Source organism: Pseudoalteromonas sp. McH1-42, assembly GCF_022347845.1.
In the GTDB taxonomy this organism is placed as follows: domain Bacteria; phylum Pseudomonadota; class Gammaproteobacteria; order Enterobacterales; family Alteromonadaceae; genus Pseudoalteromonas; species Pseudoalteromonas rubra_D.
The window spans coordinates 1-22,602 of sequence record NZ_JAKRFU010000029.1; the positions used below are offsets into that span (position 1 = coordinate 1).

Consider the following 22,602-nt stretch of genomic DNA (forward strand, 5'->3'; position numbering starts at 1 on the left):
ACGTATTGGCATCTTCGTCATACATAAATATGTTAGACATCACTGCGGCCACCACCGCACCAATCACTAACCAGGCTGCAGCATAATACAGTTTATGCCGAGGCGCACTCATATAACCCGAGAGCACAACACAGGCAGCCGCGACGCCACCTATTACTGGCTTTTTCCACCAACCCGCGTATTCGGCCAACATACCAGCAAGCGTCGCTGAAGAGATAAAGGTAATGACCACTATTACAATGGATAGTAAGAGCTTCAGTATTTGTTGCATAAGCCACCTTTTCATCCTTTAAACACTACTCAGGATAGCCTAGACCTTTCATAGCGCCAGACCTTTGTTGGTTTTTATCTGGAGGCCTGGATCTTTTGCAGAGGCTGAGCTGCCGAGAAAATAGTGTGTACTCGATTCATAAAGGCTGGTCTGGTGGTTCGTCTCGGCTTGCGGTCGGGCATTTTTTATTCAGTTTTCACATTATAAGTTGGTAGGGTTAATAGGGTTTTGTCAGTGTTGTGATAAAAATCATAACCGATATTGATTTTTTAAAGTGCTTAAATTCATCATGTGGGGTGGCGAAAGCTTACATGAATAATTATATGCTTAACTTCGCGGTCTTGCTATGTGATATTTTTACTGAAATAATAAATTTTTAGAGTTTGTAAAATTTCAATGTTTATATATTTGCAATCATCTAATAATTATACTTTGTATAAATTAGGTGTGTAGCTTTTGTATTCATCATTTTGCTCGTTTTTACCATCTTTAACGCCGGTTTTATCCTAGTCGCACCATAGTTTTGAGGTTATTTTTTTGTGCGGTTCTTTTTGTTTGGTTTTCATCTTTGATTTGCTTTTTCTATATTGGTTTTGCTGTTTTATATTGTTTGTCAGGGTTGTATATTGGGTTTTGCGCGAAAAGCAAGAAGTATAAAATAGCCTCTCATGCTTAGACTTTATCCTGGTGTTAAGTAGTTAATTCGCATTGATAGATTATTTAGGATGATGAATTACATCAGCATTATACCTTCTGACGCTTGTAAAATAAGTAGAAAATTAGTTTAATGGGTACATAGGCGTTGCTCAGGTAGGGGAGCTTGCTTGAGAGGGTATCACAGAGCTCAGCAGGAAAGACGCCTGAGATAGCATTAAAATGGACGATGCCAACCCTAAGTCGATGTGTTGTAATAATAAGTTAAAAAACTAGCGGCTCGCTGCTGGTTTTCTGAGAGCTGTTTGAGCATAAATTTATGAAGCCATTACTTTATTTTCCTACGTTGGTATTGTGTTTGTTTCTATTTTCACGGTTTATTAAACCAGAAGCGCTTCCTGCATCTGAAGTACATATAAGGCTCTCAGAAAAAGGGCTCATGAGAGCACGAGCACCTCAGCCCACCATTGAAGCATATGTTGATGAAATACGTGATAAAATAACTGTGAGTAAAGTGAAGGTTGTTATTTCTGCTAACTCATGGCAAGAAGCGGAAGTTGAGAAGTTAAAAAGCAGACTGTTAAATGAATTTGATAACCAAAGGATACAATTCCAGCTAATCTACTCCAGCTAATAAATTGAGGTAAAGAAGCATTGTATGATGGAGGTTTTTTTACTGGTTCAGGGCAAAACACTTTTATCATATCTTTTTGAATATCCAGGAACCTGTGTGTTGAGCTATCTACCATGAGGAATTTATGAAGAAACATTGTATAATTTTAGGCCTGGTTCAATTTATGTTCGGTATGTTGATTTCGATACTGTTAATTGCTACCAATTTTAGCAACTTAGAATCTATCGTGACTATAAAATGGTGGTTGCAAATGCTTGTTGGCATATGTTTTTTCGTTAGTGCATTCAGTGGTTTCTATTTGGTAAAAAATAAGCCATGGGCAGTAGGTTTGAGTAAAAAAACGAGTTTTATCTGGTTGGTCTTTTTTCCGTTGGGTTTACTTGTGATTGCCTATAATTTCTGGCTAATCAGGCGGGTTAATAGAGATGTTAATTAGTATTTTAAAGGGGGTTTAATTAGTTATATTGTGATTTTTATGAGGTTTATGGTTAGGCTTCTTTAGGAGAGGTTGAGCCAATACAAAGGAAGTTGCTATTTTAATTGTCACGCCGTTGAGCAGCTCTGATTGCTTTTTTAGCAAGAATTTTAAGCTTAAAAATCGTTTTATCCCCTCCTACTGTATTACTCAACATCAGTTAGCTTTGCATTTATATAGAAAATCACTTTTTTGCATCCAGTGATTACTGTGTGGAAGAATGTTATGTATTTCGAGTTTCAGCGGGTTGCATTGTAAACAGCAAACCTGCACTAGTTCGAATGCCTATGACTTTTTAGGACAGGTCAAGGAGTTTACTGAGGAGATGATCATGAAGGTATCGACTGCGCACAGACATATAGATGCTAATCCCATCGGCGTGGATTTACCTGCCACCAATGATAATCAAGCTGGCATACTTTATGTACTCGCGATCAAGAACGCGAAAATTAATTATCTTAATGACATAGCGCTCCATTGCACAGAAGCTAACAGAGCAGTGTGTGACGGTAGAAGTTGCAGATTGTAACCTTTTTATAGCTATTTTATCTTTTATTTTAAGTAAAAAAGGTCTTTTTAGTTTGAAGGTAAATGGTGCTACTTCTCGTATGAAATATCGACTTTTAGATTTTTTGTTGGGCTAGTGCTTGGAATAATTTATTTTCTCAAGCAGGGGGGTAACGTTGTTGTAAGTTTTTAGTTAGTAAAGTAAAGTGCCTTTTTAATTCGTTTTAAATTAATAGAAAATAACAAGTGTAGTCAAAACGGAGGCCTACTCTCTGGCCGATTTTTCGCGAGTCGTTTCGCGATAAACATGCCTATGAGGAATTTTTCGTTAATGTATACATTAGTTTTAAAGGAAAATTTATGAGACATTTAATTTGTGCGACTTTGCTTTTGTCATCTTTTTTCAGTGGAGCAGGGGAGCTGGTAAGGAATGCTGTCATTACTGAAGTTGCGAGTTCCAGTGGTAATAAAGATGTGTTTTACGTTAAGTTAAGTGGAGGGACAGGTCCATGTGCAAACGGATCTGTTGAGTTTCCTGCAAGTCAGTCTCAATCAGAGCAGTCTTACAACCAAGCCTTTTCAATTGCCCTTGCAGCGGCAATGAGTGGAAAGAAGATCAGAATACACAATTATTCAAACAATGCGTGTGGCGGAGCAAACTTTATTGGTATTTTCACAAACTAGTAAATTGTAGATTACGACTTATCAGGGTTGGCGTGCACGGTAGTTGAGCATATGATTTACTCAGTTTAAATACTATGTTGCGGTTGTGCGCCTGCTAAATCAGATCCCCTGGCTATGGCTTGCCGGAAATGACTGAATAGCTAGGCAATAGTTGCATTCTTCTTGTATTGATGCACATTAAAACAAGTATATTGATGTTACTTTCAAGTTTTGATCAATGCTGGGCCAAAAAAGTAAATTAAAGTGGCTGTATTAGATTTCAGGTGGCTGTCCTTTTTTTCATTCATCAGTAAGACAGGAAAACTAAGTCATGGCGTACGATCTGGCAGTTGGAAAAAGTAAATATGTTAAGGACGCTCCTGTCATTGTGGCCTCGATTTGTTTCAGTGAGTATCCGTTAATATGCGCTTTGCTGAAGAAGTCAGATAACTTCTTTCTGAGAAGGATGTGTGATCAGTTTAGCGATAGCTCGTTTTCTATTGTTGAGCTGCGCCAAGCCAGAACTGAATTAGGTGTACTGCTTATTGGTGATTTGTCTGATGGGGAAAGACACTTATTGCACAAGTTTTTAGCTGCGATAGGTTATGCCCTGGATAAAGGTGAAATGTTGCATGGCATATCGGACTAGACATTAGTTAAGTGCATTAAAATCGGCGGACAATTCGCCGCTTGGTATTTTTATTTGACTCATGCGCAACATCTGGTTGATATGGTTAGCTTGTGAAAGTGTAATGAACATCAGAGGTGATATGTTTGTTGTAGATGAAGAAAACTGGTCATGGCTATTATTCCAGAATCAAAATGACATGTATTTATCTGTTCTTTGCGGTGGTGTCGCGATGTTTAACGTTGATATTCAGCTCACTCAAACCGAAATAGCTTCATACAGGAGTTTTGGGCGTGGGTTTATCGTAGAGTTGGCTAAAAGTGTCGCTTTTAACCCCGGCGCTTATGCTCGAAGAAAATCCAATTTAAGAACTGAGTTTGACCTGGCTACTGCCATTGAAGTCTGGCGAGAGTCAAATTAACGAGCTTAATATCAATGTCATAATTCTTAGTGACCGTAGATTTTTAGTAATGGTGTTGTCAGTAAGTGCCCAGTTTTTTGATACCTTAAGTGGATGCTCAAGGTGAGCGTTGTGCTTGAAGGTCAGAAGAATAGTTTAAGGAAGAGTGTAATACCCCAGAAGACATAACTAACTTGGTTTATGGTCTAATAGAAGCCAATAAGGCTGACTATGAAATTATCAAGTCACGGTATTTAAAGGAAGAAGATGAGCAACATGATGATCAGCTGATAGCTTCGATCATGAGAGAATATTCAGTTTTGGTAGGCCAGTTTGAGAACGAGTTAAAAGTTGAGTTTGGCACGCTAAAAATAGTCGATGATTTAGTTGTAAAACAGACACTGGCTTTCCACGATTAATAAAGCAGATAAATCATAATCTCAGTACATCATGTGACAAGCTTGAATAAAATCTAAGTTGCTCGGATCAGGTGCCAGGTTACAGAATCGCGGTATTGTTCTAGCACATTCAGAGGCAAGCTACGCGAATCACATTTGTGCTATATCAACGGCAAAGCCAATGCCTGTGATTTTTCATCCGGATACGATGAGTTTTTGCCAGGCCTTTTTACAAAGAGACAAATCATTCTTTGGTAGTGTTCAAAGCCTGTTTAGTGTCTGGCACTTTTAGTCGTCATGCTATTTCGCATATTGTTTTACACAGTGGTTTCGTAACTCTTCCCTCAACCGACTTCGTCAATTAAACGCCTGTGTCAAATTCGACACACTGACCTGTTTCACCTGTCTCAAAACCGATACACCTGCAAAATCCATTTTCCAGGGAAAGAAATAAACATCAATTAAAACAGTTGTGTACAGTGGTTTTAAATCTGGCACATCCCTTGTAACACCTTCTGCAAACCAGACCCAATAACAGAAGGGAAAAGCAGATGGACATACAAAGAGATCTTACACAGCCAGTGCGCTGGAAAAAACTGAGTTATTTGCTGCCGGTTGTCGCGCTGGCTTTGGGTTACTTGGCAATGCAGGAGTTCACCGGTGATGCGTCTTATTTCGTGGATCGGGAAACCGTGGTTACGGCGAAGGTGGAGCAGGGCGATTTTCAGATCAATGTTCGGGCTACCGGTGTGCTAAAGCCCGCAGAGATCCGTTGGGTGGCAGCGCAGGTATCCGGTCGGGTAGAGCAGGTGCTAGTTAAAGCGGGTGCTGAGGTCGAAGTCGGGCAATTGCTACTCAAGTTATCTAATCCGCAGTTGCAACGAGAACTTGAGCAGGCGCGTTGGGAGCAAGAAGCCGCTAAAGCTGAAAATAACGCCACCATAGTTTCGCTGGAATCTCAACTGGTCGAACTCGACAATCAGGTGGTTTCGGCAGATCTGGGTTATCAGGCAGAAAAGCTAAAACTCGACGCCGAAACCCTGTTGATCGAGCAAGGCAATGCCACTGTGTCTCAACTGGATTATCAAAAAAGTCAGCTGGCAGTAAAGCGTGAGCAACAAAAGTGGCAGGCCGCGAAGCAAAAGGCGCTCAAAATGCGCGCTGAAATTGAAGCTACCAAAGCCGCACAAACTGCCCGTTTTGGCCTGCTGGAGAATAATCTCAGGCGCATGCAGGAACAGGTTGATGCTTTGCAGGTACGTGCAGATAAAAGCGGTGTCGTACAGCAAATTTCGCTGGAGCTGGGTGAGCAGGTGAGCCTGGGCGGTAGCATCGCATTGCTGGCATCGCAACAGAATTTATACGCCGAGTTGCAAGTACCGGAAGTCAGGGTTCAGGATATTCAGATTGGCCAGAGCGTGACGCTGGATACCCGAAATAATGAAATAACCGGCACGGTCACACGCATAGACCCCGCAGTGGAAAATGGCATGGTATTGGTGGATGTTGCGTTACCCGACAGTCTGCCTGCGGATGCCCGTCCTGAGCTGACGGTAGACGCACAGGTTCAGGTCAGCCATCTGAGCAATACATTGTATGTCCGCCGTCCAACTTATGCACCCAAATCCAGCCGGATCCAGCTCTATAAACTTGATCAGGCTGGACGTTTTGCTCACAAAACGGCGGTGGCCCTGGGTCAGGTGTCTGTCAATCGGGTGCAGATCGTGTCTGGGCTAAGCGCCGGGGATGAAGTGATTATATCCGACAGCAGTGACTGGCAGGATCATGCCGAAATCAAGCTGAATTAATGCGTTTCTACTAGAAGAAACAAGCAGGCCGTTACGCCTTAACCTTGCCAACAGTGGCTGTTTGCTGCACCCTGTTGGCTCTGAAATGGAGTCATTCATGAGCGCACTCATAAGATTAGAAAATATCAGTAAAAGTTTTTATACCGATGAAATAGAAACTCAGGCATTGCACGGCATTAACCTGAGCATCACAGAGGGTGAGTATGTGGCCCTGACCGGGCAATCCGGGTGCGGTAAGTCAACCCTGTTGTCCTTGCTGGGATTGCTGGATGCACCCACACAGGGGCACTATATACTGAGCAATCAGGATGTATCCCGGTTGTCGCGTGATCAGCGTGCATTCATCCGCAGTAAGCAAATTGGCTTTGTATTTCAGTCGTTCAATCTCATTTCTGACCTCACGGTGGCAGAAAACGTCATGTTGCCTTTGAGCTATCAGTCCGGGATCAGCCGCAAGGAAATGCAGGCCAAGGCGCAGGAAGTGCTTGAGAAAGTCGAAATGAGCCATCGTACTGCGCATTTTCCATCCCAGCTATCCGGTGGTCAGCAGCAACGCGTTGCCGTTGCCAGGGCATTAGTGAATGACCCTGCCATTATTCTGGCCGATGAGCCCACAGGTAACCTGGATTCTAAAAACGCCATGGCGGTGCTGACGTTGTTCGACAAGTTGCATAGCGAAGGCGCAACCATCTGTATGGTGACCCATGACCCCGCGTCTGCATTGCGTGCGCAGCGCAGCCTGGAAATGTTTGATGGCCGCCTGGTAGGAGACACCCGTAATACACAGACATCACAGACATTGGCACACAACGCGTTGGATCTGGAGGCGTTATGATGGCCATGTTGCTGGACCTAAAATACGCATTGCGTCAGCTTTATAAGTCGCCCAAGTTTACCGTGATGACGCTGGGGGTGCTGCTTGGGGGCCTGTCGATAGCCCTGTTCACGTTTTCATTTTTGTATACCACTATCTACAAAGCGCTGCCTTTGCCAGAGGGCGAGTCAGCAAAACGTCTAGTGGTTTATAATGATGGCGAATTCGATATGCCCACTGCCAACGAGTTTCAGGCCCTGAGACAAGGTGCACAAGCCTTCTCTGAACTGGGGATCTTTCGCGATCAGGATGTGCGGATGAGTAAAGGCGAAGCTGGCCGCAACTTTTTTGGTGCTGCGGTACAGGGAGGCTTTTTTGAATTCAGCCGTATAAAACCACTGACAGGACGCACGCTCAATGCTCAGGACAGCCTGCCAGGCGCCCCAGCTGTGGCGGTGATCAGCGAAGAGGTCTGGGAGGATGAGTTTAACCGCGACCCGCAAATGCTGGGTCAGGCTATTGAGCTCAATGGTGTACAGACCGAAGTGGTGGGGATTATGCCGAAGGGGTATCGTTTTCCACATATTGCGCGTATCTGGTTACCTCTGCCCGACAAGGTACTCGACGCGCAAGCCCCGGTGAGCGAGCAGTTTAATGCGTATATTCGCCTCAAAGAAGGTGTTGAAATAGCCACGGCTGAGCGCGAAATGACGCAAATACTGCGTACCCTGCAACTGCAAAATCAGCAGAGTTATGGCATGGAGCCGGTACAAAAACAGGTGCGCATCCTCACCTTTCAGATGGCGCAAACTGGCGGAGAGGGCGCCACGGTGTTTTTCTTTCTGAGTGCGGTTTCTTGGGTAGTGCTACTGCTGGCCTGTATCAATGTGGGCAACCTGTTGCTGGCCAGAATTCTTGAAAAACAAAAAGAGACGGCTATTCGTAACGCGCTGGGGGCAAGTTCCGGGCGCCTGATCAGCCAGTTGATGTGGGAAGGCGTGTTAATCACTCTGTTGGGGACATTTTTGAGTGTTTGCCTGGTTGGCGCAGTATTGGATTATGTTAACGTGGCGCTGCGTTCCTGGTTGCCTGGTGCCGGCCTGTTTTGGTGGCAATATGGGCTTGATGGGGCAACCTTATTGATGGCGCTGGCCTATATGCTGAGTACCGTAATGCTGGCGGTCTTTTTGCCTGCCTGGCGCAGTACGCGTCAGGATATCAATGCCACGCTCAGAGATGGCACCCGAGGAGCGCAAAGTCGTAAAGCTGGTCGCTTGTCTCGTGTTCTGGTAACCACTCAGGTCTTTTTAGTGGCTTTGTTAATGTTGATAGGCTCGATATCAGCACTGATCGCCAATAAATTTGTTAATCTTGACCTGGGCGATGATTATCAGAATGTGATGAGCACGCGTTACAATACTCCAGAACACGAGTATCCCAGCCCACAACAGCGCCTTAACCTGACCTATGCACTGATGAATGAGGTGCAAAATCACAACGCAGTCACACATGTATCGGTGGCACAGTGGTTAGGCCCAAGCAATGTCTTTTTTGCCGACAAAGCCTATGGTGATGAGCAAGCGGGCACTGAAATTGACACGATTTCCATGTTGGGGGATTTCCAGGCCACCGGGGTTAAGCTACTCGAAGGGCGTTTATTTAACCTCGGCGATACCATGGACAAGCGCAAGGTGGTGATCATCAGTGACTCTATGGCAAAGCGTTACTGGCCGGGACAATCCGCACTGGAGCAGCACTTTACCATGGAACTGGAGGGCAAAAATCAGCAAGTGTTTGTGGTGGGTGTGGTCTCGAACCTAATGAACCCGAAATCTTTGTTTGGCAAGCTGGACTCAGCCGATGAAATTTACATCAGTGGTAGTCAGTTCGTGCAAACTCTGCAAAAGCTGTCGTATCGCATTTTGCCCGGCACCCGCAATGCTGACGAAATCTTCTATCAGGCGATGTACAAAATTGCGCCTAATCTGGAGGTTACGCAGACGGTGATGCCGGCCATTAAAAATCGCGATAAAATGCGCGAGTCGATGAAGTTTATTTCTCAATTAACCTTTGCAACCGGCGGCTTTGCATTGGTGCTCGCGGTCATTGGTATTTATGGCCTGACAGCCAATGCCGTGGCACAACGCACGCATGAAATTGGCATTCGTCGTGCCGTGGGCGCACGTGACAGTATTATTGTGGGGTTGTTTATGCGTCAGGGGGCGGTTCAGCTGGTGATTGGCCTTGGGCTGGCATTGTTGCTGTTTGCTTTGTTAGCGATGGGTTTTCAGAAGTTTACTGAGGGTTTATTCCCCGTTGGTGCCTATTATGCTTTGGCTGTGGCGGTAAGTGCTGCGCTAAGCGCTGTGGTGTTGCTGGCGGTGTATATGCCTATCAAACGGGCGATTAAGCTTGAACCGAGCGCAGCGCTGCGTTATGAATAATCCCATAAAAGTGAAGGAAGTATAAGAACTGGCATGAGCACAAAACAACATATTCTGGTCGCCGATGATGATATGAACGTCATTGCCGGTTTGTCTTTTTTGTTGCAGGACGAAGGCTATGAGGTGAGTTGTGTTACCACGGCTCAGGCCGCGCTGGAAAAAGTCAAAGTGCAGTCGTTTGACTGCGCTTTGCTGGACATGAACTTTGGCAAAGACACCACCTCAGGACAAGAAGGGCTTGCCCTGATAGCTGAACTCAGACAGCTCGACAGTCGCCTGCCGATAGTGATGATGACTGGCTGGGCGACCATTGAACTGGCGGTAGATGCGATGCGCAGTGGTGCTCAGGATTTTGTGCAAAAACCCTGGGACAACGAGCGTTTGCTGCACACCTTGCAAACCCATATCACACTTGCACAGTCACAGGGGTTAAATGAGCGGCTGAAACAGCAAAACCAGTTGCTACAGCAAGCCGCGTATCCTCAGGAGCGCAGCGAGATTGTGGCCTGTTCACAGCCGATGCAACAGTTGCTGACTCAGCTTGAACAACTGGCTCAAAGCGATATGAGCATCTTGCTGACTGGCGACAACGGTACCGGTAAAAGCATGCTGGCGGCTTACGTGCACCGATGTTCGGCGCGCGCTGAACAGGCGTTTGTCACGGCCAACATGGGGGCGATAGTCGAAAGCTTGTTTGAGAGTGAGATGTTCGGCCATGTCAAAGGGGCCTTTACCGATGCCAAAGCCAACAGAGCAGGCCGTTTTGAAATGGCTCGTCATGGCACCTTATTTCTGGACGAGATTGCCAATATTCCGCTGTCTCAGCAGGCCAAGTTACTCAGCGTGCTGGAAGAGCGCAGGTTTGAGGCTGTTGGTAGTAGTCAGTCACAGGTTGCTGATGTCCGGGTTATCTCGGCCACCAATGGTGATTTGCCAGCGCAGATCCAATCGGGTGGTTTTCGTCAGGATCTTTACTATCGGTTGAATACGGTGGAACTCAGAGTACCTTCGCTCAGAGAAAGAGTGGCCGACATTGGTCCGCTGAGCGAACACTTTTTGACCCAGTTTGCAGCAAAGTACAACAAACCTGTGTCGCAGCTGAGTGAGCAAGCCCTCACTGCGCTTTGTCAGTACAACTGGCCTGGCAATATTCGCGAGTTGCGCCATATCCTGGAGCGGGCGCTGTTTGTGTGTCGTACGGCCGAGATCACCCCGGACGATCTGGCTATCACAACCGGAGAGCCAGCGGAGGCTAATGTGGACGACCCAAGCCTGACGCTGGATGAAATCGAGCAAGCAGTACTGCGCCAGAGGCTACGTCATCACCAGGGTAATGCCAGTGAAACAGCTCGCTCTTTGGGGCTCAGCCGCAGCGGCTATTATCGTAGGTTGGCCAAGTTTGGTATGGCCGAATAGCAATGCGCAAGGTCTCTGGTTTTGCCCTGACGCACTTGCAGTGCTTGATTATCGCGATTTGTCTGCCTTGTTATCTGTTGATGGTGACAGGCTTGTATATGGCCAGCTGGAATGGCTATTTGGTGGTATTTATTGCGACTGTGTTTGCTTTGTTGCTGATCTGTCTGGTGGTGGCGAGCAAGGCCATGGTGGCGCATCAGCTGCATACCTTAACGAATCTGATTGAAGCCATGACAATGGGGGATTATTCGATGCGAGGACGGGTGAGCGGCGATAAAGCCATGTCTGATTTGCTCAGTCAGGTTAATCTGCTGGCAGACAGCCTCAGCCATCATAAAACCCAGGCGGTGGAATCGCGTCTGATGCTCAATAAGTTCATTAATCAGATGGATGCCATGGTACTGGTGCTGGATGAGCAAGCGCGGGTCATTATGGCCAATCAGCCCGCCCAGACCGTGTTGCTTACTGGCATACCCAGCCCAGAGCAGCCACTCGAGCTTGCCAGCAGTGCTTTGGGCCGCCAACTGATTGCCTCTGATGGTAAAATAGTGATGCTCGATGACGGCCAGATCAGCGGTGAATACCTGGTATTACGAGAGCGCTTTATTAGCGAAGGCAAAGCACATCAGTTTTTAATTATCAGTAATGCTGAGCGCTTGCTGATGGAAAAAGAACGCACGGCCTGGCAGGGTCTGTTGCGGGTATTGAGTCATGAAGTGAACAACACCCTGACGCCCATTAGCACCATAGCGCAGCAGCTTAGCAAGCGTTTATCACAGCCTGACAAACAGCCATCAGCCGACAGTTTGTGTCAGGGCATAGGCATTATCAGTGAACGCGCCAGCTCTTTGAGGTTTTTTTTAGAAGGCTATACTCGTCTGACGCACTTACCTCAACCTAACAAAGTACCGGTAAAACTGGACCGGGTGATCAGTACCCTCACAACCCTTTACCCTGATATACACTGGCAGTTTGAACTGGAGCAGTCTGCTTCAGTGCTGGTTGACCAACAGCAGTTTGAACAGGTGTTGCTCAACCTTACAAAAAACGCGCAGGAAGCCGTCACGCCCGGCCAGCGGGTCGAAATCACTTTGTCTTCTGCTACTTCACTGGGCCAGCTGGTTCTGACCATGGTGGATAATGGTGGTGGGATCGCAAACCCGGACAATGTCTTTGTGCCTTTTTACACGACCAAAGCACAGGGCAGCGGGATTGGTCTGGCTCTGTGTCGGCAGATCATGTTTGCACACGGCGGCAGCATTAAGCTCGACAATAACCCGGACGGTCAGGGCGCGCGAGTGCGCTTGCTATTTCCGCATTACGAAGGCTGACAGCAGGTAAATTGGCGATTGATTTTTAGTTATCACTTCAACTGAAATAAAAAATTAACTTTTTGGTGTCTTTTTATTCACCCTGTGGGCTTAGTCTGTGTGTTGCCAGTATTGGCACTAATCAACTTAAGGAAGAATAATGAGAACACATTTGTTACGCGCCGCTATTGGCGTATGTATGGCAGGCAGCGCATTTGCTGCACAAGCAACCATCTTTACCTGTTCAGGAGTTGTGACCAGCGTTGCTTCTCACAATGGTAATTTTGAAGTCAGATACAACAGTGAGCGCACTGGTAATCAGATGGAGCCGGTAATCATCTATAGCACGCACACTTATCTGCTTGGCCCGGTGCTGAAAGCCATTGAAGCAGGTCAGGACTCACGCACAGTCTACAACCTGGTTATTGAGAATCGCGATGGCGGCAATACCCGTTGTTATGATGGTGAGTCAGAGAACGCCTTGATCGGCATCAGCGCAAAATACTAAGCCGCTGTGCTGTATGGCTGCTGGCGCACAAAGCCAGGCAGTTTAAGGGGCGTCACCGTGATGCCCCAATATATTGTAAAGTCCACTTCTTTCAAGATCATTTCTGTCTGCTTACTCAACCTTTTTCTGTATGAAATACAGGTGCAATTCAACTGTACCTTGGGTGCTTTTTAATCTTTTTGTTTACAAGTGTAAAATTAGTGTTTATATTTTTCGGTTCCCAATAAAGGAAAAACAAAGGTATACACATGTTAAAGGTTAAAAAAACACTTTCAATGACAGCGCTGTCTGTGTCGCTGGGGCTAGGTCTGAGTGCCGCAGTGGTTGCGCAACCAGCTGATGTAGGTGAGCACTTACTTGGTGGCATAAGTACTGAATATTATGAGCCTGAAATTGTCGGTGGTAATCCAGCTAACACCGCAGACTGGCCATTTTATACACAAATCTTAAGTTCGAATGGCACCACTGCATTTTGTGGTGGTAGTTATGTCGGTGATGGTTACGTACTGACTGCGGCGCACTGTGTGAGTGGCAGATCGGCAAGCGGGCTTAATGTTAAAGTGGCGGGTTTTGTGCTTGGCGGCAATGATGGTGACCGCATTGCGGTTGCTGAAAAGTATGTTCACCCACAATATAACAGCAGCACGTTAAACCACGATATTGCGCTGCTTAAGCTGGTTCGTACTCCAACTCAGGGGTCGAGCGTTACACTGGCACAGGGCAATGTTGAGCAGTATGTGCGCGTTGGTGATTTAATTTCTGTTGCAGGTCTTGGTCGTTTGAGTGAAGGCGGCAGCCGTCCTACTAACCTGTATGAGGTAGACGTACCACTGGTTTCTGATCAGGTATGTCGTCAGTCTGGCGGCTCGTACCAGAATGTAGGCAGCGTGGCATTCTGTGCCGGCTACCCTGAGGGTCAGAAAGACTCTTGTAGCGGTGACAGCGGTGGCCCAATCGTAGCAAACTCAGGCGGCCAGGTCGTACAGCTGGGAATCGTCAGCTGGGGGATTGGCTGTGCACGTCCAGCAAAATATGGTGTGTACTCAGATGTGGCGGCACTGCGCAGCTGGATCGACAGCGTAAAAGGTGGAGCTGAGCCGGTTTCTGTGTCGTTCAAAGCAAACGATACGCTCACGGGTTTCAAGGTTGGCGAAACCAAAGCACATACTTTCACCATTACCAACTCAGGTAACACGTCATTCAGCTTTAAGACCTTAAATGTAACCACCAGTGGTGTCACTTCTGGTCTGGTTAAGCCGGTTGATACGTGTAGCGCGAGCACGCTTGCCGCAAATCAGAGCTGTCAGGTGGGGGTTGAATTTGGTGCTAGTCGCAGTGGCTCAGCCGGTGTAGCTGTCAACTTCACCCTGGAAGAAAGCCAGGTGAACTACAGCGCCAAAGCCACGGCGACGGTCACATCGGGTGGTGATACAAACTGTCCTGGTAACTGGGATGCGAACAAGGTTTATGATAAGCCAGATCAGGTGACTTATCAGGGTTTTAAGTATGAAGCGCGCTGGTGGACACGCGGCGATGTACCAAGTGAGTCGGGCACCTGGGGTGTCTGGAAGCTGCTTGGCCAGGACACAAGTTGTACGCGTTAAGCAATTAAGTAAAAAAGCAGCTTAGGCTGCTTTTTTACTGCAAAAATAAGGGAAATCTATTATTCAGCTTATGGCTAGCGCTCGCCACCGCGGGTCATTTTCAGCAACGTCCGGTCGCGTTTAACCAAGTGATGGTACAGGGCTGCAGCGGCATGACCCAGGATCAGCAGCCAGACAAGCCAGGCGCCGAGAATCTCCTTGTGAATAAAGTCGATGGGTTTTTCAAACTCGGCGAATGACAGTCCCAGCCCCTGCTCGACGAGCGTGCTAAACAGCGCTGTGCTTTCAAATTTAGGAATATCAAACAAAAAGAAAAACTCGGTGTCCACACCTGTGCCAATATAGCCGGTTATTGGTGCGATGATCATCACGGCATACAAAGCGTAATGGCCGAGATGGGCAGCCAGATGTTCGATGCGAGTGCCTGGTTCGGCTGCGGGCGCAGTATTGAGCCATCGCCAGATGAGTCTGAGTGCGACAATCACCGCAATTGAAACACCGAACGACAAATGGAGCTGCAATGTGGTCCAGTTTTCCGGGGTTTTGGCTTCGGTAAACCACTGACGATAATAGACGCTGACATAGGCCGCCAGAAATAACAGGGCAGTGCCCCAGTGTAGCCATTTTGCAATGGTGCCATAATCTCGTGAGGTATTCTTGATGCTCACCGGTTCGCTCCAGATAATGAGTTGTTACTGCCGAGGATGGTAACAGTTTGAGGTATAAATGAATGCCACAAAGATCCGGATAAAGTATTCTGTTTTTGAGAACACTGATTTTAATGCTCTGATTTATATTACCTTTATTTTATTAAGTGTGAGTTGTGCTGATTGTATCGCGTGAGGCTGGTTTTGATTTGCCCTGCTATACTGCAAGCGAATACTGTGGGAATCATCCGGAGGTCCTTTGCACACTTTAACCTTAGTCTCTTTGTCGGGGTGGTCTGATATTGTTGAGCGTATTGGCCAGTCTACAGCACATAAAGTATGGCGTGCGTTAGTGACATTACTATCGCAAAATGTCCAATCCGGGTTGAAGCAGGACATATTTGAGCTGGGTGAGCTTTGGTTCGAAACTGACCAGTTTGACTCTCCCGCGCAGGCAGAAAGAGCACTGAGCCAGCACGTGGCGCAGCACCTGCTAAACGAGTTGGATTGTCAGCTGGTTCATGAAGCCGAGATCCAGGTGAGCTCAGCGCAGGTGACAGCGCAAACTTCACAGGAACAAACTATCCGGGCTGGTGCAGCTTGTGCTCTGAACGAGCTTTACCCCGATAGTAAAGAAGATTTGTTGCGGGTGTTTGCCAACAAAAATCTGCTCCCTTACTGGCAGTCAATTCAGCATGTTCAAATCAGCGGCATATTTGGATACGAAGCCTTGATCCGAGGTCCGAAGGCGTCACCCTTGCACCGTGCGGACAAGCTCTTTGGTGCTGCCATGGCACAGGGTCGACAGTTTGATATTGAAAAGCTGGCACTGACAACCCATTTAGCAACGCATCAGGGTCAATGTGAGCAACAAAGCACGGTAAGATTAACGGTTAATCTCTCACCCGCTTTACTATTTGACGCGGATGTGTCGGGCAAATTGCTAGATTATCCTTATGCACACTTGCTCTGTATTGAGCTGACAGAACATCTGCCTGTAGATGACTGGGCACCCATCAAAGCAAAAATGGCCGAACTACGCCAGCTAGGTTACACCTTCTGGCTAGACGATGTTGGTTGCGGATTCTTTGAGCTGACTTTGATCAATGCGGTGAAACCCGATGTGGTGAAGCTGTGTATCACCATTATCAGCCGCCTGGATTATGGCGCTGAGATCATTGATGAGATCAGGCAAGTGGTTGATACGGTCCACCTATATGGTGGTAAGGTGCTGGCTGAAGGTATAGAAACACAGCAGCAGTTAGCTATTGCCCGGGAGTTAGGGGTTGATTATGCACAGGGGTTTTTGTTTGATAAACCCAGGGAAGCCGGGCTGTAAGCACCTAAACCTGTGCTCGTGTAAGGCGGCTTCCAATCTTTAGCGCAATCAGTATACTGCGATTATTAAACCAGTGCAGACGATTGGAGTAGTAATATGCAGTGTCCCAGAACTTCACACCCGCTTAAGCCAGTGAAAGTGGGTGGTATTAAAGTGTATATATCCGAGCACAGTGGTGGTGTCTTTTTTGACAACCAGGTGTTATCTAATTTTACTAATCCATCTGAATTGCGTTCAGAGGTGCTGGCAAAACACCTGCGCCAGTTCTCTGCTCCGCTTGGTGATGAAAGCGCCCGGGTTAAGTGCCCAAAATGCCCTGATATCGTTATGATGCGCCGTTATTTTAGTCCGTTACGTGTGGTTGAAATTGACGAGTGCCCGGGCTGTGGTGGCATCTGGCTTGATACCGGTGAGCTGGATACATTACATGAGAATCATCTGAGTGCGAAAGAGCGTGAGATGCTGAGGATCAAAATGCTCGAAGAGCATCAGGCCTTTCACGTTGATAGCCCCAGGCGCTATAGATTGTCAGAGCAGGACGGGCGCAGCAACCTTGAAAAAGTGTTTGCAATTGCTGCAGACGTGATCGGTGATTGATGAGCAAGTGGGGCGTCCGCCCTTTAACTTTGTTAAAGAGCAGCTGTGTTATCTCAGTGAGTGAACCAGGATCACGGATAGCTGAATAACAATACCGAACCAAAAAACCACCGTGTAACCGGCATACCAGGTTTGACGCAATGGCTGAAACTCGGGCTTATTTGGCAGGGTGTGCTCGGGCGGGCCTATATACATAGGAAACCCTAGTTGGTAGTTGTTCATCTGGGTCAGGTTGAACAATCCCAGCATGAGATTAAGCGTTACAAAGCTGAAAAATTGCTCTAAAGGGTGGCTGAAGTAGCTCAGCGCAGACACAATAAAGAGGTATGCCCAGTATCGAGTAAACGAATAATGCGCATATATTCCATTTATCACTCGGACTGACGTTGTTTTTGCGATTCGAAGCATGTGAATTAACTCGGGTACTAACCGTTGATATCCAGCAGCATACCGACGGCTACACCAATCGCTATACCAAGCGTTACACCATTGACAATATTCTCAGAAGAGACGCCTATGGCAGTACCAACAGCTAACCCGGTGACCATACTAACGCCAATTTTACTGGCTATCTTTTTACGATTTTGTTTATCTGTCTTCATGATTTCACTCCTTTAAAGTCACGTTAGACGGTGGCTAATTTAGCACCAAATGACACCTTATGCCATTTATTTCAATAAAGGGGGAATGAAAAAAATAGCTGCGCCACGTTATGGAGTTAGGCTTGATTGGCATTTTAGCAGCTAAGAGAAAACCACTGTAAACGGGGTTTACAGTGGCTGTATAGGGCACTTAGCCGCGTTGGTGTGGCTGTGAGTAATCGATATCCGGGCCAACTGGCACAACCTGAGTCGGGTTGATCATGGTATGGCTAAAATAGTAGTGGCGCTTGATATGGTAGAAATCCACCGTATCGGCGACATTGGGCCATTGATATAGCTCGCGGATATAACCGGCCAGATTTGGATAGTCTTCAATTTGCTTGAGGTTACATTTAAAGTGACCATGGTAAACATTGTCGAAACGGATCAGGGTGGTGAATAAACGCCAGTCGGCTTCTGTTAGAGTATCCCCAACCAGATAGCGTTGCTTACTCAGTCTTTGCTCCAGTTGCTCAAGCGCTTCAAATAAGGTCTGTACTGCTTCTTCATAGGCAGCCTGCTCGGTGGCGAATCCAGCTTTGTATACCCCATTATTGATTTTGTGATAAACAAAATCGTTAATGTCGTCGATGTCCTGGCGCAGTGCTTCAGGGTAGTAGTCATCAGTGTTGCCTGTCAGCTCGTTAAAGGCTGAGTTGAACATGCGAATAATCTCGCTCGACTCATTACTGACGATGCGCTGAGTGTGTTTGTCCCATAGTACTGGCACTGTCACACGACCTGAATAGTCTGCTTTATTGCGTGTATACAGCTGGTGCATATAGTCCTGATCAAACAGGGTATCACCACCGCTGCCAGTTGCCTTGTCAAAGGTCCAGCCGTGCTCCAGCATATCAGGACTGACCACAGAGACATCAATGTGCGCTTCAAGCTGTTTTAATCGTCTGAAGATCAGCGTTCTGTGGGCCCAGGGACATGCCAGCGACACATATAAATGGTAGCGGCCAGACTCAGCTTTAAAGCCACTGTCGCCCGTAGGTCCGGCGCTGCCATCAGCCGTTACCCAGTTGCGTAATTGCGCGTCTTCGCGTTTAAACTTGCCCTGATTGCTCTTGGTATCGTACCAGACGTCATGCCACTTACCTTCAATTAATCGTCCCATTGTGTTGTCCTCTTAATTCGCTAAATGCTTTACTGTGCCGGGTGTTAAATGCTACCGAATTTTCCGGCCTGATAATCACGTACTGCCTGATGTAGCTCCGCCTGGGTATTCATGACAAACGGACCCATGTGGGCAATTTTTTCTCCAATAGGCTGACCTGCCAACACCAGCATACCTGCTCCTTCTTGGCCACTGCGCAATTCTACCGGGTGCGCCGGGTCGAGTTCCAGCTGATAAGTGGCACCGAATTGCGACTCTGCCAGGGTACCGGTATGAATATAGATCAGGACTTTGCCATAGCCCGACATATCCAGTGTAATCTGCTGGTTGGGTGGTAAAGTCACATCCGCAATGGCGCCATTGCCTGCTAAATCTTTCAGTGGTGATCGAACAGTTTGTTCGCCCAGTTGCCAGCTACCAGCAAGCGCTTTGAGCTCTGCGCCGGAGTCGGTGATAATTACAGGCGCCTTTTGCTCGGTGGTATCCTGATACCGCGGCGCGCGCATTTTGTCTTTGGCTGGCATATTGAGCCAGATCTGAAAACCATGCATACCTTGCTCGACGTCACTGAGTGGCATTTCAGAGTGGATGACACCGCGTCCGGTGCTCATCCATTGTACATCTCCGGCACGGATGGCCTTTTTGTTTCCCATCTGATCCTGATGCTCAAAGCCACCTTTACGAATATAGGTAAAGGTTTCAATACCACGGTGGGGATGAGGCGGAAAGCCTGCCATATAGTCGCTGCTGTTGTCTGATTTTAGTTCGTCGATCATCAAAAAGGGATCTAAACTCTTGCCATCAAAGCCCGCAATACGGCTGATGTTCACGCCCGCGCCATCCTGCGTAGCCTGTGCTTTATTGGTACGAATAATCTGCATAAAAACCTCGTTGCCCGCGCTATCAGTTTAAAGTTAGTCCAATGCGCTGTGTCTGCCTGATGTGACCACTTTAGCAATGCCGTTAGAAGAATGATATTTGCAAATATTGAAGGTTTTGTTCTGAAAAAAAGAATGAATGTGAGATGCGAGAGTTCACAAATGAGCCAACGACACCGTTTTAAATGCTTAAGGAACAAGTTAATATCAGGACTGGATGAAAAATAATAAAAATCTCAATAAGGATTATGACGGTGCAACCAGAACATAAACTGGTTCAATGGGTTCTAGCGACTCGAGGATGAGTTGTGAAGAGCGCCACAGCTATGCAATACCCTAAAGTGAGGGGGACCACAGAATACATTGCTCGCGCCGTATATAGCCCAGATTGAATAATAGAATCAGAGGGACACAAAAGGTTTGCCGCTTAAAAATCAGTCATTGTCTGAAATGCGCCTTGACCTGCGCAAAAAAGTGACTTTAACTTTGTGTGTTATTTGACCCACAAGGGGCAGATTGCAAGGTGGTAGGCACCCGATGAAATTTTCGTTAAACTTGAAGGTAGAGCCGTTGCTCTGGTTTAGGTGTAAGCACCTTTGAGTTTTTTGTGGCAAAGTTCCACAGCGCCCGGCTGAGCGTATATGTCAGCCTGATTAAGAGTACAAACTATGTTAGAGCAAATGCTACTGAGCAACCTGAACAATAAAGCTGAACTCAACGATGAGTCTTTCGAGTATAAAAGCATTTTTTTGAGCTCAGTTGTTCCGGACCCCACCAATGGCCGATTTTTACCGTCAATTTTCGTGAGTGATGAAGACGCTCGTCTGTTTGTAGCGCGTAAGCTGAGTAAAGCACAGCTCATTAAGCTCTATCAGGGAGAAAACCATGTTCTGATTGGTAAATCTATCATCATAAACTGTTTAAAACGCGATACTGAAGACTGGAAACGGGCTTCGCAGACCATAGATTCCATCATTGAGCTAGGCAACAACATTTCTGTGTCAGAAATGATTCAAGTACCCACTTTGTATCCATTGGAAGATGGTCGCTTTCAAATTCTCACAGGACATCGCCGCTTTTTTGCGCTGGTGTATGCCAAAGGGTATGGTGCGGCTGCGCAGTTTAAGGTTTACGATAGCAAGCCCCTGCTAACTAAGGTTAAGCAGTTTCAAGAAAATGCCAGTCGTGAGGATTTGCCTCAGTATGGAAAGTTACAGGCATTTTCTAATGCCATGACAGAGATTGAGCAGCTAAACAAGGCACGCCTGCAGTCTGGTATGTCTCGGCTCACTGTCAGGACAATAGTCCCCAAACTCGGCATTTCGATGGGGGCATATGATAACTACAACGTATTATCGCGTTACCCGGTGGTTATGTCAGCTTATGAAACTGGGTGTAGCTACTCTTTTGTCAAAATGAAACGTCTGATTTTGTCTGTGGAATCACAATATAAGGCAGATCATGACAAGTCTACCCTAAATGCCGTGGATAAACGCGCCATCTCAGATCTCATCGTGCAGCAGTTACGAGGGATCAAAAAGCGGCCTGAAAAAAGCAAAACCCCATTTATCACCACCTCGTTTGACTCACCCAGCGCACTACAAAAATTGCTGACACAGGATGTGACGCAGCTGGCATGTGGTGTCGACTGGTCTGCACTCGACTGGCAGGATAAAAAAGCGGTGTCAACGGCGCTGGCAAAGGTGATAGCCCATCTTGAGCAAGAGTAAAGACCTCAGGCGCGGGTTATCCTCTTAGGATTGTATCAGTGAAAATAGTGGCATAATGGAGATATTTTGGGGCCGTAATGACGTGCTCTTTTGTTGCGTTTTATACTGTTTATTTAATTCCTACCTGTAACTTTTGGTCACTAAATAGACACTGAAACGCCGGAAAATGTGCTCCGGTATCAGTGTCTGCTGCGCTTAATTCGTGCACTTTTTGGGTAAGCTTTGCACCGTGTGTCAGGGTATAACCGGGTGTTTATTTGTGATCCGGGCATTGATGTCAGTTTTGCATTTGTGCCAACAAACCGAACGAATTGGAGATTATGACAACTAAAAGTCATTTTTTTATGGCGCTTTTATTTCACCGTCCATGAAAATAAAATCTATAAATTAATCAAGCCTATAAACGTCATAATCACTGTTAACCTGAGCGACTGGCTAAAAGCCTTGTAGCGCTTTTGAACCATTTTGAAACAATTAATTCCCTAAACCGTCATGTTATTGTCCCGATGTATGGGGTATAAATGTCCCCAATGAAGCACATTGAACAGGATCGAAACGCGTATATAGTATCGGTCTGGTTTAGGCTATGAGACACGATGTGGCGCCGCTGAAAGGGCTTTGGTGCGAGGGTTGTTAATGTTGTTGTTGAAATGTTGCTTTAAGTTATACCTGTTTTGGGTAAATTTTGCGGATCAAGTGAAAAGAAGTTAAAAACTCAATTAAGTCAATAAAAATAAAGGTTTATTGATTTGGTTTATGAAATTTATAATTTTGAGAAATAAAAGTGTAGAAAAAAGATGCAGATTACATAATAATGCGTTTGCGTGAAAATTTAACACTTTGCAATACTTTTTAACATGGACTGATAAGATGAAAAATGACGCATTGACAGAACTGGGCATGAATCTGAATATTCACAATATGAATTCAGAGGCTGTAGATGTACAGCTGCTCCATCATATCTTCAAATTGGCCTATGACTTTGGTTACAAAGACGGGCGCAGCGGTGTATACGTTTGCCCGGCTTCGTCACTGCGTTCATTAAGCGGCAGCGAGCTTGACGCATAAGTCAGGCTATGAATTTATACATACCTAAATACCGCTGACTGACAT

Annotated in this window: 21 protein-coding genes; 15 read left to right on the forward strand and 6 right to left on the reverse strand. The window is 46.4% G+C overall.

Annotated elements, in window-relative coordinates:
• Window positions 1-271: hypothetical protein (locus tag MHN31_RS21055; RefSeq protein ID WP_239445232.1), on the reverse strand; the 271-nt coding region annotated here is incomplete at its 3' end.
• A gap of 973 nt (window positions 272-1,244) precedes the next feature.
• On the opposite strand from MHN31_RS21055, the gene MHN31_RS21060 reads away from it, so the two are divergent.
• The 11 genes from MHN31_RS21060 to MHN31_RS21110 all read left to right on the forward strand — a co-directional run bounded on the left by MHN31_RS21060 (window position 1,245) and on the right by MHN31_RS21110 (window position 14,534).
• Window positions 1,245-1,559: a hypothetical protein gene (locus tag MHN31_RS21060; RefSeq protein WP_239445233.1), complete on the forward strand. Its 315-nt coding sequence runs from the start codon at window positions 1,245-1,247 to the stop codon at window positions 1,557-1,559.
• 1,342 nt (window positions 1,560-2,901) lie between these two features.
• On the forward strand, window positions 2,902-3,225 hold the full coding sequence (locus tag MHN31_RS21065) for a DUF5992 family protein (protein WP_239445234.1): 324 nt from the start codon (window positions 2,902-2,904) through the stop codon (window positions 3,223-3,225).
• Between the two features lie 310 nt (window positions 3,226-3,535).
• Window positions 3,536-3,853, forward strand: coding sequence for a hypothetical protein (locus MHN31_RS21070; protein WP_239445235.1), 318 nt, complete (start codon window positions 3,536-3,538; stop codon window positions 3,851-3,853).
• A gap of 121 nt (window positions 3,854-3,974) precedes the next feature.
• Window positions 3,975-4,253, forward strand: a complete 279-nt coding sequence (locus MHN31_RS21075; protein WP_239445236.1) for a hypothetical protein — start codon at window positions 3,975-3,977, stop codon at window positions 4,251-4,253.
• Window positions 4,254-5,181: 928 nt separating this feature from the next.
• Entirely contained in the window at window positions 5,182-6,438 is a 1,257-nt protein-coding gene (locus tag MHN31_RS21080) for an HlyD family efflux transporter periplasmic adaptor subunit (RefSeq protein ID WP_239445237.1), read from the forward strand.
• Window positions 6,439-6,535: 97 nt separating this feature from the next.
• Window positions 6,536-7,273 (forward strand): ABC transporter ATP-binding protein, encoded by a 738-nt coding sequence (locus MHN31_RS21085; RefSeq protein WP_239445238.1) that lies wholly within the window; start codon window positions 6,536-6,538, stop codon window positions 7,271-7,273.
• Window positions 7,270-9,696, forward strand: a complete 2,427-nt coding sequence (locus MHN31_RS21090) for an ABC transporter permease (protein ID WP_239445239.1) — start codon at window positions 7,270-7,272, stop codon at window positions 9,694-9,696. Before MHN31_RS21085 ends, MHN31_RS21090 begins: the two co-directional genes overlap by 4 nt.
• Window positions 9,697-9,729: 33 nt before the next feature.
• On the forward strand, window positions 9,730-11,112 hold the full coding sequence (locus MHN31_RS21095; RefSeq protein WP_239445240.1) for a sigma-54 dependent transcriptional regulator: 1,383 nt from the start codon (window positions 9,730-9,732) through the stop codon (window positions 11,110-11,112).
• A 2-nt stretch (window positions 11,113-11,114) separates the two neighbouring features.
• Entirely contained in the window at window positions 11,115-12,443 is a 1,329-nt protein-coding gene (locus tag MHN31_RS21100; protein ID WP_239445241.1) for an ATP-binding protein, read from the forward strand.
• Between the two features lie 139 nt (window positions 12,444-12,582).
• Entirely contained in the window at window positions 12,583-12,930 is a 348-nt protein-coding gene (locus tag MHN31_RS21105) for a hypothetical protein (RefSeq protein ID WP_194868766.1), read from the forward strand.
• A 248-nt stretch (window positions 12,931-13,178) separates the two neighbouring features.
• Window positions 13,179-14,534: a trypsin-like serine protease gene (locus MHN31_RS21110; protein WP_239445242.1), complete on the forward strand. Its 1,356-nt coding sequence runs from the start codon at window positions 13,179-13,181 to the stop codon at window positions 14,532-14,534.
• A gap of 74 nt (window positions 14,535-14,608) precedes the next feature.
• Here MHN31_RS21110 and MHN31_RS21115 read toward each other — a convergent pair whose 3' ends face one another.
• A complete protein-coding gene (locus MHN31_RS21115) occupies window positions 14,609-15,202 on the reverse strand; it encodes a cytochrome b (RefSeq protein WP_239445243.1) in 594 nt (197 codons plus the stop codon).
• A 238-nt stretch (window positions 15,203-15,440) separates the two neighbouring features.
• Between MHN31_RS21115 and MHN31_RS21120 the strand changes: the two genes are divergently transcribed.
• Together MHN31_RS21120 and MHN31_RS21125 are read left to right on the forward strand one after the other, a co-directional pair.
• On the forward strand, window positions 15,441-16,520 hold the full coding sequence (locus MHN31_RS21120; protein ID WP_239445244.1) for an EAL domain-containing protein: 1,080 nt from the start codon (window positions 15,441-15,443) through the stop codon (window positions 16,518-16,520).
• A 96-nt stretch (window positions 16,521-16,616) separates the two neighbouring features.
• On the forward strand, window positions 16,617-17,117 hold the full coding sequence (locus tag MHN31_RS21125) for a zf-TFIIB domain-containing protein (RefSeq protein WP_239445245.1): 501 nt from the start codon (window positions 16,617-16,619) through the stop codon (window positions 17,115-17,117).
• Between the two features lie 48 nt (window positions 17,118-17,165).
• Here MHN31_RS21125 and MHN31_RS21130 read toward each other — a convergent pair whose 3' ends face one another.
• The 4 genes from MHN31_RS21130 to MHN31_RS21145 form a co-directional block, all read right to left on the reverse strand.
• Window positions 17,166-17,525 carry a hypothetical protein gene (locus MHN31_RS21130; protein WP_239445246.1) on the reverse strand — a complete coding sequence of 120 codons (360 nt, stop codon included), beginning with the start codon at window positions 17,523-17,525 and terminating at the stop codon, window positions 17,166-17,168.
• 17 nt (window positions 17,526-17,542) lie between these two features.
• The gene (locus MHN31_RS21135) at window positions 17,543-17,719 is read right to left on the reverse strand and encodes a hypothetical protein (RefSeq protein WP_164517542.1); all 177 of its coding nucleotides are present in this window, start codon (window positions 17,717-17,719) and stop codon (window positions 17,543-17,545) included.
• Window positions 17,720-17,909: 190 nt separating this feature from the next.
• Complete coding sequence (locus MHN31_RS21140; RefSeq protein WP_239445247.1) at window positions 17,910-18,881, reverse strand: glutathione S-transferase family protein; 972 nt, start codon at window positions 18,879-18,881, stop codon at window positions 17,910-17,912.
• Between the two features lie 44 nt (window positions 18,882-18,925).
• Window positions 18,926-19,762, reverse strand: a complete 837-nt coding sequence (locus tag MHN31_RS21145; protein WP_239445248.1) for a pirin family protein — start codon at window positions 19,760-19,762, stop codon at window positions 18,926-18,928.
• A gap of 665 nt (window positions 19,763-20,427) precedes the next feature.
• Between MHN31_RS21145 and MHN31_RS21150 the strand changes: the two genes are divergently transcribed.
• Window positions 20,428-21,489 carry a hypothetical protein gene (locus tag MHN31_RS21150; protein ID WP_194868769.1) on the forward strand — a complete coding sequence of 354 codons (1,062 nt, stop codon included), beginning with the start codon at window positions 20,428-20,430 and terminating at the stop codon, window positions 21,487-21,489.
• Window positions 21,490-22,359: 870 nt separating this feature from the next.
• On the forward strand, window positions 22,360-22,557 hold the full coding sequence (locus tag MHN31_RS21155) for a hypothetical protein (protein ID WP_125560616.1): 198 nt from the start codon (window positions 22,360-22,362) through the stop codon (window positions 22,555-22,557).
• The last annotated feature ends 45 nt before the right edge of the window (window positions 22,558-22,602 follow it).

Bases quoted from the DNA above. Each gene is read 5' to 3' on its own strand.
- MHN31_RS21060 (WP_239445233.1), top strand. From the start codon at position 1,245: ATGAAGCCATTACTTTATTTTCCTACGTTGGTATTGTGTTTGTTTCTA.
- MHN31_RS21065 (WP_239445234.1), top strand. From the start codon at position 2,902: ATGAGACATTTAATTTGTGCGACTTTGCTTTTGTCATCTTTTTTCAGT.
- MHN31_RS21070 (WP_239445235.1), top strand. From the start codon at position 3,536: ATGGCGTACGATCTGGCAGTTGGAAAAAGTAAATATGTTAAGGACGCT.
- MHN31_RS21075 (WP_239445236.1), top strand. From the start codon at position 3,975: ATGTTTGTTGTAGATGAAGAAAACTGGTCATGGCTATTATTCCAGAAT.
- MHN31_RS21080 (WP_239445237.1), top strand. From the start codon at position 5,182: ATGGACATACAAAGAGATCTTACACAGCCAGTGCGCTGGAAAAAACTG.
- MHN31_RS21085 (WP_239445238.1), top strand. From the start codon at position 6,536: ATGAGCGCACTCATAAGATTAGAAAATATCAGTAAAAGTTTTTATACC.
- MHN31_RS21090 (WP_239445239.1), top strand. From the start codon at position 7,270: ATGATGGCCATGTTGCTGGACCTAAAATACGCATTGCGTCAGCTTTAT.
- MHN31_RS21095 (WP_239445240.1), top strand. From the start codon at position 9,730: ATGAGCACAAAACAACATATTCTGGTCGCCGATGATGATATGAACGTC.
- MHN31_RS21100 (WP_239445241.1), top strand. From the start codon at position 11,115: ATGCGCAAGGTCTCTGGTTTTGCCCTGACGCACTTGCAGTGCTTGATT.
- MHN31_RS21105 (WP_194868766.1), top strand. From the start codon at position 12,583: ATGAGAACACATTTGTTACGCGCCGCTATTGGCGTATGTATGGCAGGC.
- MHN31_RS21110 (WP_239445242.1), top strand. From the start codon at position 13,179: ATGTTAAAGGTTAAAAAAACACTTTCAATGACAGCGCTGTCTGTGTCG.
- MHN31_RS21125 (WP_239445245.1), top strand. From the start codon at position 16,617: ATGCAGTGTCCCAGAACTTCACACCCGCTTAAGCCAGTGAAAGTGGGT.
- MHN31_RS21130 (WP_239445246.1), bottom strand. From the start codon at position 17,525: ATGCTTCGAATCGCAAAAACAACGTCAGTCCGAGTGATAAATGGAATA.
- MHN31_RS21135 (WP_164517542.1), bottom strand. From the start codon at position 17,719: ATGAAGACAGATAAACAAAATCGTAAAAAGATAGCCAGTAAAATTGGC.
- MHN31_RS21140 (WP_239445247.1), bottom strand. From the start codon at position 18,881: ATGGGACGATTAATTGAAGGTAAGTGGCATGACGTCTGGTACGATACC.
- MHN31_RS21145 (WP_239445248.1), bottom strand. From the start codon at position 19,762: ATGCAGATTATTCGTACCAATAAAGCACAGGCTACGCAGGATGGCGCG.
- MHN31_RS21150 (WP_194868769.1), top strand. From the start codon at position 20,428: ATGTTAGAGCAAATGCTACTGAGCAACCTGAACAATAAAGCTGAACTC.
- MHN31_RS21155 (WP_125560616.1), top strand. From the start codon at position 22,360: ATGAAAAATGACGCATTGACAGAACTGGGCATGAATCTGAATATTCAC.